The organism is Reichenbachiella sp. (assembly GCF_039944555.1).
GTDB lineage: Bacteria > Bacteroidota > Bacteroidia > Cytophagales > Cyclobacteriaceae > Reichenbachiella.
In genome coordinates, this window is the sequence record NZ_JBDUYN010000001.1 from 59261 (window position 1) to 73051 (window position 13791).

Here is a 13791-nt window from a genome sequence, read left to right on the forward strand (position 1 = left end):
ACTAATCAATAAATGACCTAATTATGCTTCAGCACTACTTCAAAGTTGCCCTTCGCAACCTCACACGAAACAAAGTATTCTCCTTTATCAATATCCTTGGACTTGCGGTAGGTATGGGTGTTTGCCTCTTGATCTATCAATATATTCATTTTGAGTTGAGTTTTGACGACTTTCATGAGAATGGTGAGGGTACTTACAGAATTGTTCAGTCCTATACTCAATATGGAAATGACGAAGGAAGTGATGTAGAAACAACCTACTTGACAGGCCCTGTGGCCAAAAATGAAATTCCTGAGATAGCTGATTTTGTCAGGGTACATTCTCAATATGGGGTAACCGTGATTGCCAACACGGAGACTGGAGTTCCATTTGAAGAAGAAGAAATACTGTATACAGATAGTAACTTTTTGGAGATGTTTAATTTTCCATTGAAATCAGGCAATCCAAGCTCTGTTTTCAAAGATAAATACAGCATAGTCATATCTGAACGAACTGCTATTAAGCACTTTGGTAATGAAGACCCGATTGGTAAGGTTTTGAATGTGAATGGCGGGTGGGCTATTGCTGATTTTTCTGTTACAGGAGTACTCGCAGAATTGCCAGGTAACAGTCATCTGCAATTTGATGTTCTGATGCCTATGAGCATACTACTTGAAGACGAACAATATACTGGAGATGGAGGGGAGGACTGGACCAATTTTGTGACTTATGTGAAATTGACGGATTTCTCAGATCGAATAGCAGTAGAAAAAAAAATAGCACAGTCAATCACTACATTGAGATCAGAACCATTGATCAGTGGAAATTATGAAGTCGAGGTTAGTCTTCAACCTTTGGATGAGATTCATTTGGGCTCTTCTGAAATTGGAGATCCGATCACCAAAAATGTTGGTGACCTGGACAATATCAAAACTTATTCAATTATTGCCATTTTCATTCTTCTAGTTGCTTGGGTCAACTATATCAACCTATCTTCAGCGCGATCCATGCAGCGTGCTACTGAAGTTGGTATTCGCAAATCTATTGGCGCTTTTAGAAGACAAGTGATCAGTCAGTTCTTAGTAGAGGCCGCATTAACTAATGGACTATCTATGATTTTAGGCTTTGGGATTGCCTATATGCTACTACCATTTCTAAATGAGTTGATGGGATTGTCCTTGATTCTTGATGTGGCTACTCAATATCAATTTTGGATAATAGTTGCCCTAACATTAATTATTGGAACGGTTTTATCGGGAGCTTATCCCGCCTTCATTCTATCCTCATTCAATGCTGTCGGTATGTTTATGCGAGGGCCTGTCAAACGGAAAGGATTCAGTTTGAGGAAAGGTTTGGTTGTTTTTCAATTCGTTACATCCATTTTGCTCATTGCAGGTACTTACTTGATTTATAACCAAGTTTCACACATGAAAAATTCTGAGAATAATATGGACATGGATCAGGTACTTGTAGTGAGAGGACCACGAGTAGGTATCGATTGGGACCAGATGCAACCAAAACTCGAAACTTTTTATAACAAACTGAAAAGTCACCATTCCATATTAAAAACTACGGGATCTGGAAGTATCCCTGGTAAGGGGTTTGATTGGCGCACAGGCATCCATAGAGTGGGACAAAGTGAGGAGGAAGCAGAGTCTACTAGTATCGTGTTTGTGGATCATTATTTCACAGACACTTATCAGTTAGAACTGTTGGCAGGCTCACCTTTTCTAGAAGAAGGGTCGTTTCGATCTGGTGTTTTGATAAATGAAGCAGCCCTCAACGCTTATGATATCAAGTCCGCAGATGACGCGATAGAAGAAAAACTGGTGCTAAATGGTGATACCTTAAAAATCTTGGGAGTAGTCAAAAACTACCCTTGGGCATCTTTGAAAGAAAAGCATGAACCTTTTATTCTTGGACTTTATGGTAGTGCAATGACTTATTTTTCTTTGCGAATAAATCCAGCCAATATTCAGAAAACCCTGGCTCATGTAGAGCAAGTATATAGACAAATATTTCCAGGTAACCCATATTCTTACTTCTTCCTAGATGAGTCTTTTAACCGCCAATATCAAGCTGATCTCCGGTTTGGAAATCTCTTTGCCGCCTTTTCAGGATTGGCAATATTTATCGCTTGCTTGGGTCTTTTTGCTTTGGTATCTTTTTCAGCTACACTAAGAATGAAAGAAATCGGAATCCGAAAGGTATTGGGCGCAGGTATTGGCCATCTAATGGGACTTCTTTCCAAAGAATACATGATACTCTTGCTAATTGCGAATGTAGTAAGTGTTCCGATCACTTATTATATCGGATCGTCTTGGTTGGATAATTATGCTTTTAGGACAGAATTGTCAATTGAGTTCTTTCTAATCCCTGGCATTATCCTCTTAGCTATATCGCTTCTTACAGTTAGCTATCAAACCTTCGCTACGGCCAAAGCCAATCCAGTTGACGCCTTGAGGTCGGAGTGATTATTCAATAAATTTAAGTGCTACAACTTTTAATAACCCTTCCGGACCACCGAGTAATTCTATAACTAAAGCATCTCCTGGTCGGGCCAAACTGAATGCTTGATTCAGGTCTAGTATCTTGGTAGGAGCAAGGCCTTTGTCTATGATTTTTATCAGGGACCGACGATCCCGAACCAGGTTTATCCTCATTGCGGTACCTTGAGCTGCAATTTTTTCGGCGAGGTCTTCCCTAATTGTATAACTCAGAATTGAGCTGTCTTTTTTATTTGCCAAATCCGAGTAGCTGATACCCTGTGAAAATTCTATTGCTTCTCCGTTAAAATAAAAGACAAGTCGATCGTCTTTTTGTGCTGAGTTGCAATTGCTGAAAACCAAAATGAAACCGAGGAATAAATTGATACAGAGTTTGTTTGAGGAACTAGGGTTTTTTGTAAAGGCTTTCATGTTTTGAAAGTTTATGGTTCAACAAGCAAACTAAGCCCCAAGAACTGAAACTAATAGCAACAGAGATTAGACGGCTATTTATGGAAACCATACTACCGAGTTGCAGTCAGTCGTCATTGAGATCATAAGCCAAAAAAAACATTTGGCCAACGATTTAATCCACTTCGCCAAAAACTTACAACCTTGACTATTCTCAGGCGGTTTTAAAGCCAAAACATAACTTTAAAACCCTACAACAATGAGAAAGTCATTACTTGTAATTCTACTACTTATAGTTACACAGCCTATCTGGGCACAAAAGAAGTTTGAAAAGGATATTAAAGAAGCACTCTATATCCATGATACCGCATCTACCTTATCTAGTGAACTGGTAGCGCGAGAAGCCTTTCAAAAATTAACCAATAAATACCCTAATGAATGGCTTGGATTCTACTGGCTGGCCTATTTGAATACTCAAATTGCCAGGCTTGATGGTATCGTCGATGATTTCCCCAAAGATCTGGATTCAAAACAATTGATCAGGGAATCCCTCGATTTGCACAAAAAGTCTTACAAATTGAAGAAGAATAAAACAGATGCAGAAGAATCTGATTTTCTGGCCTTGGAAGGTTTTATCTATGGTTGGTTTTCTTATCGTCTGGCAGAAAACGAAGAACAGAAAAGCCAATATGATGTCAAGAAGATAAGCAAATACAAGAAGGCTATAAGCCTCAATCCAAAAAATCCATTGATGTACGTATTGGCTGCAACACCACTGGCTCGAAGTGAGGACTATAATGATATCCTGGCATCGCTCGCTCTATTTGATGCTGCAGAGAGCACTTTTAATCAGGCAGAAAACCGTGGTATGACTACCTATTGGAACAAGGACTTTATTGGGTACTGGCGATCTCAGGCAGAAAAAAATCTGGAGAGGGCGTTAAGCCAATGATTCATTGATACATTAGCTCATTGCCTCATTGATAGAATATTTCAAGAAATCATCATACAGTGATGGTTATAGAGTGATTATGGTTGTTAACCATAAGAGTGGCGTGTGGGAATAAGGCGTAGCCATATTTTCACCGCCATTCAATAAATTTGAACTAAGCCGCCCAAACAGGAGTATTAAATAAATGACCTTATCCAGAATCAAACAGAGTCCACTGATAATATCCATCCCTTTTTGGTTGCTATTCATGGCCATTGATCTTCTGAAAAAGACCAACCTCAATTTTGGAAGTGGGTTTTTTCTGTATTACTATTTGCCAGGTCTGATCTTGTGGATGCTGCTGACAGATCCGGTCTATCGACTTTCAAAGAGGTTCAAGAAGCAAAAAATTGGCATAAGATTACTCTTGATAGGGTTGTCAGGACCCATAATAGGTTTTACAAAGGCCTGGTTAAATGTCCTAATTAGTGCAGGCCTCGGAAAGTTACTGACGAGTCAGCCCTTTGAGTTTGGTTTTCCCAAGCAGTTTTATGTGATGGAAGCCACCATTATAGCCTGGATACTTCTAATTGTATTCCTTTTTATTGATATCTATGCCGATTATCAAAAAAGGCTCCTAGCCATCACCAGGTTGCAAACCGATCTAAAAAATGCCGAATTGAACGCGCTGAAAATGCAAATTCAACCTCATTTTTTATTCAATACGCATAATGCCATAGCAACGCTCCTAAGGTCAGGAAAGACAAAGCCAGCGCTCGATATGTTACTAAAGCTGAGCGACCTGTTGCGAGTCTCACTGAATAGTTTTGATCATCAATTAATTCCATTACGCGAAGAGATCGCTTTTGTAAAGAATTATCTGGACATAGAAAAAGTGAGATTTGAAGATCGTCTTACTATTGAATACGATATTAGTGAAGAGGTATTGGATCTTGAAGTTCCGGTATTCAGTTTTCAGCCATTGATTGAAAATGGAATAAAACATGGTGTAAGCAAAAATATGAACGATTCATTGATTAAGATTTCTGCCATTCAGGATAATGGGCATCTTACCATCAAGATTTTCAATACCGGGGAATGGCAGTCCAAAGAATCTGAAGATGGAGGGATAGGCTTGTCCAATGTACGAGGTAGATTGGAAAATCTATTTGAGGACCAGGCATCATTGGACATGAAAGAAATAAACGATGGGGTTGAAGTCGTATTGACTTTGCCGAGTAAAAAGCACAAAGTTAGCTGATATGAGAGCGCTGATCATAGATGATGAGAAACAGGCCAGGGAAGGGGTAAAGATACTGCTAAGCTCGGTTTCGGAAGTTCAACTTTTGGATGAAGCCAAAGATGGAGAGGAGGCCATTGAGAAAATCAACAGCTTGAAGCCGGATCTGATTTTTCTTGACGTTCAGATGCCAGGTATCAACGGGTTTGATGTATTAGGAAGCATTGCTGAGGAAGATCTACCGGTCGTTATATTTATCACCGCTTATGACAAATATGCATTAAAAGCATTTGAAGTCCAGGCACTGGATTATCTATTGAAACCATTGGCTGAGGACAGATTCAAAATAGCTCTCGACCGGGCAATTATGCATTTTAAAAACAAAGAAGAATCTGGCCAGGATAAAAAACTTAAAAACCTGATTGAAGACTATCAGCAAAGGCATGAGGACGACAGTTTGGTCCAAAATAGGAGAAAGACACAAATGATTGTCAAGGCATCAGGAAAAATTCATTTCATTAAAACTGATCGGATTAGTTGGATTGAAGCCATGGATTCCTATGTAAAAATACACCTCTCGGATAAGACGCATATCGTCAAAGCGTCCTTACAATCGATTGAAGAAAGGTATCCTGGTGCCTTTATTAGAATTCACAGATCGTCGTTGGTCAATGTGGACAGCATTCGATACATCGAACCCTATTACAATGGAGATTTTTTTGTGACGCTTGATGGAGATGTCAAGCTGAAAGGAAGTCGAAAATTTAGAATGAACTTACCAGAAATGTTATGAAAAATAAAATAATCATTGCCACGCTACTTGGATGCCTGTATTTCCCGTGCTCGGCGCAGGAAATAGATCGGGCGGTCGCAAAAAAATTCAAGGATATCCCATATTTACTCAGTACGCCTGAGAATTATACTGCAGACCAAATTTATCCAACCATAATATTCCTTCATGGAGGAGACAGATCCAATACCAAACACCACCCGAGTAAGTATGCGAAACGGGCAGAGATAGATTTCCCATTTATCGTCATTGCCCCATCCTGTACAGGTGGGTGTTCGTGGTCAAGTGTGGATCTGGAGGGACTGTTCAAACAAGCATCTGCCGACGTGTCAATTGATCCTAGTCGGGTGTATTTGACCGGTTACAGCATGGGAGGAGCTGGCACCTGGGCCAACCTGAAAAAGATCCATCATTTGCTCGCCGCTGCGGCTCCTCTGGCTCCGGCAGGTGGAAATACATCAAATCTCTGTGTCGCAAAAGACCTACCGATCCGAGTATATCATGGCACAGCCGATTATGGTTACAAAAACAGCCAGAAAATGGTGAAAGCACTTAATGATTGCGGTGCGAGTCAAGTCGAACTTGTTCCGTTAGAAGGCAAGGGGCATGGAATATGGCCCGGTATATTTTCTGATCAGACTTTCTATGATTGGTTGTTGAGTAAGAAAAAGTAACCTCAGAGGTTATTCTATCTCGTAAGTGTAATATCATTTCTTTCTTCTAAGAATGTTGAGGTGTGACGCATCCGGCTGACTCCATAGGATTCATAAAACCCAGGGGTAATTATGAGATATGATTTTATTGCCTTAATTTCAAATGTTTTACTTAAGTGTAAATATTCAATATTGAAATTTTAGCATACGATCTAAATCATTTAAACAACCCCAAATCGAACCATAATGGCAGCCTCTGAGATATCCAATGACAAAGGATTAATAAACAGATTACTAGGTATAATTGAAAACGTAGGAAATAAACTGCCTGACCCGGCTGTATTATTTCTCATCTCTATGATCATTGTATGGGTCCTCTCTGCGCTACTGTCCTCAGTAGAATTTACCGAAATCAACCCAAGAGATGGGTTGCAAATTCAAGTTCAGAATATGCTGACAGGAGCTGCTTTGACCACTTTTCTTTCCCAAATGGTCAACATCTTTACCAGTTTTGCTCCCCTCGGCGTGGTGCTCGTCGCTATGTTGGGAGTAGGTGTGGCTGACGGATCTGGTTATATCCATACGGCGATAAAGATGATGCTCAGTAAAACTTCAAACCTGCTGCTGACCCCTATGGTCGTGTTTGTTGGTCTTGTGTCTCATTCAGCGATAGATGCGGGATATGTTCTGGTGATTCCATTGGGTGGCATCATATTCCACGCAGCCGGCAGACATCCGTTGGCTGGCATTGCAGCCGCCTTTGCCGGAGTATCCGGAGGTTTTAGTGCAAACCCACTTCCTTCTGCTGTCGATCCATTGCTTCAGGGATTTACACAACCAGCTGCTCAAATCATAGATCAATCCGTACTGGTTAATCCATTGTGCAACTATTACTTTACCGCAGCCTCGAGTTTTTTGATTACGCTTTTCGGATGGTATGTCACAGATAAAATTATTGAACCCCGATTGAATAAAAACAATCCTGTCGATAGCGATTGTGAAGACGCACTTGATATGGGTCAATTTACCAATGAAGAGAGAAAGGGATTTTGGATTGCAACATCGGTGACCATAGGTTTGTTTATTCTATTTGTGGCAGCACTGTTGCCTTCGGACTCTCCGTTTAGAGATGCCAATGGTTCGTTGACTTCATTTGCTGCGCCAATTATGCAATCAATCGTTCCTCTCATCCTTCTTTTCTTTCTTTTACCGGGAGTTATTCATGGCTTCGTTTCGGGCAAGTTCAAATCCAGCAAGGACGTCATTGATGTCATGTCCGAGTCCATGAAAGGAATGGCTTACTATGTCGTCATGGCGTTTTTCTGTTCACTATTCATTTATGCCTTCGGAACCTCCAATCTGGGAGCACTTTTAGCAATTAAAGGTGCCAATTTCCTCAAAGCACTTAACCTATCCGGATCAGTAACTATCACGGGGATTATTTTTCTTGCCGGGTTTGTCAATCTATTTGTCGGGTCTGCTTCGGCTAAATGGGCCATGCTGGCACCTATATTTGTACCTATGCTGATGCAATTAGGATATTCACCGGAGCTGACCCAGGCCGCCTATCGGGTTGGGGATTCATCTACAAACATTATTACGCCTCTAATGCCCTACTTTCCACTTGTAGTGGTCTTTTGTCAAAAATATGTGAAAGGTACGGGTATTGGTACGTTGGTCTCCATCATGATTCCCTATTCCATTGGATTATTGGTTTTGTGGACGCTGTTCTTGGTGCTGTTTTGGGTCCTGGGGATTCCTTTAGGCTTACAGGCCAGTTATTTGTATGCGGGCTGATAACCGAAATAACGAACTTAAAAAGATTAGATATTATTAATTGAAAACATGGCAAAAAAGACCATTTCTATGCTTTGAAATGGTCTTTTTTGTTATAAATAAACTATTCAATAATTGAGTATATCAACAGATTCGACCAACCCGTTTAGAAAAAATTTATTAATTATGAGCTGAAGAATAATTTATGAAGCCTGAGGAAAGGATAATCATACAGGAGTTGAAAAAGGGAAACCAGGTGGTTTTTGAACATCTATTCAAAACCTACTATTCGGGTCTTGTGCGCTTTTCAGAGGGCATACTCTTCGATCCATTTATGGCTGAAGACGAAGTACAGCAGCTATTTGTCTATGTCTGGGAAAATGTTCGCAAACTTGAAATCAACACTTCATTAAAAGCCTATCTCTATCAAGCGACAAGAAACCGATGCCTCAATCGGCTCAAATCAATCCATGTGTATGACAAAAACAAAATTCTTTATAGAGAGGGTATATTGAATAGCGGCGAATTGGAATACGTAGAAGATGAAAAAACTCATCAAGCGATACAAGCGGCGCTTAAGCAATTGCCGGATCAACAACAGCAGATCGCAAGACTCAAATACCTTGAAGGTAAAAAGTATGCAGAAGTAGCCGATGTGCTCAACATCTCGGTAAATACAGTCAAGACCCAATTGTCAAGGGCAAAAGCGGGCCTAAGAAAGATTATGGGCAGGACACTTACTTGTTTGCTACTCATTCTCGGGTTATAGCATCCTCCGACATCCATATTCTGACTAAAAGTAGAATTCCCTAATGTTTGTCACCCATTTTTAATCCTTAGTTGTCATAAGAGTAATTAAACAGATTACTGAATATTTGATGACAAAAATTAAGCAAATCATAGATTTTGAAATTCTTCAAAAGAAGATCAACAACACCATCTCTGTTGAGGAGGATTTGATTTTCAAAAATTGGCTGGAAGATGATCAAGCCAACTTGACCTATTTTGAAAATGCTCAGAAATACTATCAAGACGGATCTCATTTTGATCAGAACTCCATAGATAATGAGAAAGCCTGGTCGAATGTAAGTACACACCTAACTACAAAATCAGTCTATTGGAAAAAGGTTAGTGGTTTTGTTATGGCCACAGCCGCGGCGGTTGCCTTACTTCTTATTTCCTATCGTGTAGTTTACAATCCAGATCAGAATCATACTGAGGTAGTAGACCAACAGCAGGAAATAGTTCCGGGGAAAGCCAAGGCCATATTGACTCTGAGTGACGGGACCAGACAAAGCCTGAATGAAGAGCAGTCACTGGAAACCGAAATTGATGGAACCAAGATCCTGAGTGATGGGAAATCGATTTCCTATGCTAATCAGGCCAAGGCCTTGGCTGAATTGAAATATAATCTTTTGGACATTCCTAAGGGAGGGGAATACTTTCTTCAACTCTCAGATGGGACAAAGGTGTGGCTGAATGCAGAAACAACGCTGAAATATCCGGTACAATTTATTGGTGATAACAGAACGGTTGAGTTGGTTGGTGAAGCTTATTTCGAAGTAGCTCATGACAAAAACAAACCCTTTTACGTCAAGTCCGATGACCAAACCATACGGGTGCTTGGGACTTCATTCAATGTATCCTCATATCCCAACGACGAAGACATAATAACTACCTTGCTGGAAGGGAGTGTCTCAGTTTCCGGGTCTAATAATGAAAGCGTCCTTGCCCCCAACGAACAAAGTCGTATGAATAGAATTTCCGGAGAAATTGGCCGACGGGTCGTGGAGGGGCAGGAGTTTGTTCTTTGGAAGTCGGGTAAGTTCTATTTTCAGAACAAGTCAATGGTTGAGATTATGAAGATTTTGGAGAGGTGGTACGATATCGAGGTATTTTATGATAACGAGGCTGTCAAGAACGTCAAGCTCACTGGAGGGTTTCAGAGATATGAAGATTTTGAAAAAGTAAAAATGTTGATTGAGACAACAGAAACTGTAAAAATGATGGTGAAAGGAAAAACGGTAATATTAAAATGAACTAAAGAAATGACAAAGGGAATGCGGCAACATCCCCTTTGTTCATCTAGCTAATAATTAACTAAATGTTTTACTAAAAAAGCAAATTTATGAAAAAATGTACTCATGGGCTCTTTCCCAAGAGCAAAAAACTACTAATCGTGACAAAGCTTACTTTATTTCTCATGTGTTGGTGTGTCGTTCAGGTTTCAGGGAATGTTTATTCTCAGGGGCAGGAATTGCAAATTCACATGGAGGATGTCACGCTGGAGCAAGTGTTTTCTGAAATCAGAAATCAAACAGAGTATGAGTTTCTTTATGATTCGGAACTTCTAGTTGATCAGCCCAAAGTTGATGCTGAGTTTAACCAAATAACTGTGGGTGAGTTTTTAAATCGGATCCTTCCTGAATCTTTAGAGCATATCATTGTGGATAAGACGATTGTGATCAAAAAAAGCACCCGGCCTAAATTCGATACTAACAATTTACCTGAAGATATCGAATTGAAAGGGAAAATTACAGACGAAAATGGTGAGGGCCTTCCCGGCGTAAGTGTTTTGATCAAAGGAACTACAAAAGGTACAGTCACTGATTTAGATGGATATTATTCAATATCGGCACCAGCTGATGCAGTGCTTCAGGTGAGTTACATTGGATACTCATCGCAGGAGATTTTAGTTGGAAATCAAACAGCAATCGATATTTCACTCGTGCCGGATATTACACAACTTGAAGACATTGTCGTAGTTGGCTATGGTACACAAAAGAGAAGTGACATCACGGGTTCGATATCAACTGTAGAGGCGGTTAAAAATATAACTGACAGGCCATTGAACAATGCCGAACAAGCAATTCAAGGCAGCGTTGCTGGTGTGACAGTGGTCAATGATGGTGGAGACCCAACCGCTACTCCAAAAGTAACGATTAGAGGAATAGGGACCACTTCGAACTCAAACCCGCTTTGGGTGATAGATGGTGTGCCACAGCAAGACCCAGCAATTATTTCGACAATGAACCCAGCAGACATAGCATCTATGACTGTATTAAAGGATGCCTCAGCTTCAGCTATTTATGGAGTAAGAGCAGCCAATGGAGTAATCCTGGTGACTACAAAAAGAGGAAAAAGTGGAGAGTTGTCTGTCAATTACAACACGTACTATGGTTTCACAAATGCCTGGAAAAAACCTACGGCTTTAACAGCTACCGAATATGCCGAAATGGAAAACCAGGCGCAAATAAATGATGGAAACACACCATTGGCTGCTTTTAGTGCAACAGATAATCCGGATGGCCGAATTCAAAGAACCAATTGGGTAGATGAAATATTCCAAACAGGCATTGTTCAGAATCATGACCTTTCTGTAAGAGGAGGGGGAGAAAATGCCACTTTCGCTACTTCTTTTGGATACTACAAGAGAACAGGAACCTTGTTAAATACAGAAAAGAGAAGAGTTAATTTTAGGATCAATTCGGATTTTAAATTATCCGACAAGTTAACCGTGGGAGAGAGTATTTGGATGTCTCATACTAACGGCAGGGGCTTAGACCCAACCAATGAAGGCGACGTCTACGAGAATAATATTCTTTTGGCTATATATGCCAACCCTAATGCTTCGGTACGCGAAGCAGATGGCTCCTTCTCCGGACCGGCACCCCTTTCTAGTAATTATGCGAGCGCTTTTGAAGCCAGAAACCCTGTACAGGATTTGACCAATAGTGATATTTCGAATCCAATACTTAACCTAACCGGTAATTTTTTCCTTGCGTATGAATTCAATGAGAACTTGAAGTTCAAATCGACTTTTGGAGTAAATCTGGTTCAGAATACCTATAAGGAATTTCGACCCAGCACACCCAATAGTCCGGCAAATAGTTTGTTCCAATCGCAAGCATCTCAAGTGGATTGGATATCAGAAAACACACTTACGTTTACCAAAACTTTCAATGAAGATCATGACATTACCCTATTAGCCGGGTATACCTTACAGGATTTTTCATTTGAGAGCTTTGGCGTGACTGGTAGTGATTTTGGAAGCGAGGATGACAATGTACGGTTCCTTGGAAACGCCAGGGCATTGGATTTGGCCAGATCAGGGAGCGATATTGGTGAAAAGTCCTTAGTATCATGGCTTGGAAGAGTAAATTATGCCTATAAGGGCAAGTATAGTCTTACAGCAAGTTTGAGAAGAGATGCCACTTCAAGATTGACTAAAGACAACAGAGTAGGCGTGTTTCCTTCTGTCGGAGTAGCCTGGAATATCATTGAGGAAGGTTTTATGCAAAACGTCAGTTTTGTTAGCGACCTGAGGTTCAGAGGCGGTTGGGGTGAAATTGGCAACATAGAGGCACTGAGTTTCTATCCTACAGATGTTCCTTTGGCCAATGTAAGTACCATATCATTCAATGGAGATGAGTCAGTTTCAGCTCAAGCAATAGATGGGATTTCTAATCCTGATTTGGTTTGGGAAAAAACCCAACAGTTAAACCTCGGATTTGATTCTTATTTTCTAGACAACAAAATAAGCCTTAGTGCGGACTATTTTGTGAAAACCACCAAAGACGTTTTACTTCAATTGCCATTGAGTGCTTTGGCTGGTGTTACCGAGGCACCTTTTGTAAATGCCGGTGAAATAGAAAATAAAGGAGTAGAATTAGCGCTCGGTTATCGCAAGGTTGAGGGTGAATTCACCTACAATATCAACGCAAATGTTTCCAGAATCAAGAATGAAGTTACAGCACTTGGACAAGGAGTGACGGAGATTTTGCATACTGGGCCTGATGCTGTATTCAGAAATTCATTTTTCCCATTGAAGTCAGAAGTAGGACAGCCACTGTACTCCTTTTACGTCATTGAATCAGATGGAATTTTTCAATCCGACGATGAGGCTGCAAACTATACACATGCTGACGGTACCAGAGTCCAACCCAATGCAGTTGCTGGTGACCTGAAATTTATAGATGCGAATGGAGATGGGACTATCAATGATCAAGACAGGGTGTATAAAGGAAATGCATTCCCCGACTTTTCATACGGAGTCAACGCTAATTTCAATTATAAGAATTTTGATCTATCGGTGTTTTTCCAAGGTGTAAGTGGTGCCAATGTATATTCTAGCTATAAGAACGTGAGCTTCAACGCCGGTCAAAACCTTTTTAACCGGGATAGCCGAATCTTAGACGCTTGGTCACCTACTAATACCGACAGCGATATTCCTAGATTGACCAAGCAAAATGGCAGTACAAATTTTGATACGGTATCGGATTGGTATTTACAAGATGCTTCCTATCTGCGATTGAAAAATATCACATTGGGATATAGGCTTCCAGCAGAGATATTGGAAAAGGCGAATATTTCTAATTTAAGACTATACGTCACAGGTCAGAATTTACTCACCCTGACAGGATACGATGGCCTCGACCCTGAGGTCGGTGGTCTGGGTGTGGATAACGGAAGATATCCAGCGTCCAGGTCTGTTGTTTTTGGTTTAAATGTTGGGTTTTAAAAGA

General features: G+C 40.5%; 10 protein-coding genes. 9 read left to right on the forward strand and 1 reads right to left on the reverse strand.

All coding sequences use genetic code 11. The features are described 5' to 3' along the window. Positions 1 to 23: 23 nt before the first annotated feature. Entirely contained in the window at positions 24 to 2453 is a 2430-nt protein-coding gene (locus ABJD64_RS00240; protein ID WP_348182030.1) for an ABC transporter permease, read from the forward strand. On the opposite strand, the gene ABJD64_RS00245 is transcribed toward ABJD64_RS00240, so the two are convergent. Beyond that, entirely contained in the window at positions 2454 to 2897 is a 444-nt protein-coding gene (locus ABJD64_RS00245; RefSeq protein WP_348182031.1) for a hypothetical protein, read from the reverse strand. A gap of 238 nt (positions 2898 to 3135) precedes the next feature. On the opposite strand from ABJD64_RS00245, the gene ABJD64_RS00250 reads away from it, so the two are divergent. The 8 genes from ABJD64_RS00250 (at position 3136) to ABJD64_RS00285 (ending at position 13787) form a co-directional block, all read left to right on the forward strand. Beyond that, positions 3136 to 3828 (forward strand): hypothetical protein, encoded by a 693-nt coding sequence (locus tag ABJD64_RS00250; protein WP_348182032.1) that lies wholly within the window; start codon positions 3136 to 3138, stop codon positions 3826 to 3828. Between the two features lie 184 nt (positions 3829 to 4012). Then, on the forward strand, positions 4013 to 5068 hold the full coding sequence (locus ABJD64_RS00255; protein WP_348182033.1) for a histidine kinase: 1056 nt from the start codon (positions 4013 to 4015) through the stop codon (positions 5066 to 5068). A gap of 1 nt (position 5069) precedes the next feature. Further along, positions 5070 to 5840, forward strand: coding sequence for a LytTR family DNA-binding domain-containing protein (locus ABJD64_RS00260; RefSeq protein ID WP_348182034.1), 771 nt, complete (start codon positions 5070 to 5072; stop codon positions 5838 to 5840). Beyond that, positions 5837 to 6511: a hypothetical protein gene (locus tag ABJD64_RS00265; RefSeq protein ID WP_348182035.1), complete on the forward strand. Its 675-nt coding sequence runs from the start codon at positions 5837 to 5839 to the stop codon at positions 6509 to 6511. The genes ABJD64_RS00260 and ABJD64_RS00265 overlap by 4 nt, the downstream gene beginning before the upstream one ends. Before the next feature lie 225 nt (positions 6512 to 6736). Further along, complete coding sequence (locus tag ABJD64_RS00270; protein WP_348182036.1) at positions 6737 to 8287, forward strand: AbgT family transporter; 1551 nt, start codon at positions 6737 to 6739, stop codon at positions 8285 to 8287. Positions 8288 to 8471: 184 nt separating this feature from the next. Further along, the gene (locus ABJD64_RS00275) at positions 8472 to 9035 is read left to right on the forward strand and encodes an RNA polymerase sigma-70 factor (RefSeq protein ID WP_348182037.1); all 564 of its coding nucleotides are present in this window, start codon (positions 8472 to 8474) and stop codon (positions 9033 to 9035) included. Positions 9036 to 9144: 109 nt separating this feature from the next. After that, the gene (locus ABJD64_RS00280; RefSeq protein WP_348182038.1) at positions 9145 to 10305 is read left to right on the forward strand and encodes a FecR domain-containing protein; all 1161 of its coding nucleotides are present in this window, start codon (positions 9145 to 9147) and stop codon (positions 10303 to 10305) included. A gap of 89 nt (positions 10306 to 10394) precedes the next feature. After that, positions 10395 to 13787: a TonB-dependent receptor gene (locus ABJD64_RS00285; protein WP_348182039.1), complete on the forward strand. Its 3393-nt coding sequence runs from the start codon at positions 10395 to 10397 to the stop codon at positions 13785 to 13787. Positions 13788 to 13791 lie beyond the last annotated feature (4 nt).

Coding starts and splice junctions, on each gene's coding strand:
- ABJD64_RS00240 (WP_348182030.1), top strand. CDS start 24: ATGCTTCAGCACTACTTCAAAGTTGCCCTTCGCAACCTCACACGAAAC.
- ABJD64_RS00245 (WP_348182031.1), bottom strand. CDS start 2,897: ATGAAAGCCTTTACAAAAAACCCTAGTTCCTCAAACAAACTCTGTATC.
- ABJD64_RS00250 (WP_348182032.1), top strand. CDS start 3,136: ATGAGAAAGTCATTACTTGTAATTCTACTACTTATAGTTACACAGCCT.
- ABJD64_RS00255 (WP_348182033.1), top strand. CDS start 4,013: ATGACCTTATCCAGAATCAAACAGAGTCCACTGATAATATCCATCCCT.
- ABJD64_RS00260 (WP_348182034.1), top strand. CDS start 5,070: ATGAGAGCGCTGATCATAGATGATGAGAAACAGGCCAGGGAAGGGGTA.
- ABJD64_RS00265 (WP_348182035.1), top strand. CDS start 5,837: ATGAAAAATAAAATAATCATTGCCACGCTACTTGGATGCCTGTATTTC.
- ABJD64_RS00270 (WP_348182036.1), top strand. CDS start 6,737: ATGGCAGCCTCTGAGATATCCAATGACAAAGGATTAATAAACAGATTA.
- ABJD64_RS00275 (WP_348182037.1), top strand. CDS start 8,472: ATGAAGCCTGAGGAAAGGATAATCATACAGGAGTTGAAAAAGGGAAAC.
- ABJD64_RS00280 (WP_348182038.1), top strand. CDS start 9,145: ATGACAAAAATTAAGCAAATCATAGATTTTGAAATTCTTCAAAAGAAG.
- ABJD64_RS00285 (WP_348182039.1), top strand. CDS start 10,395: ATGAAAAAATGTACTCATGGGCTCTTTCCCAAGAGCAAAAAACTACTA.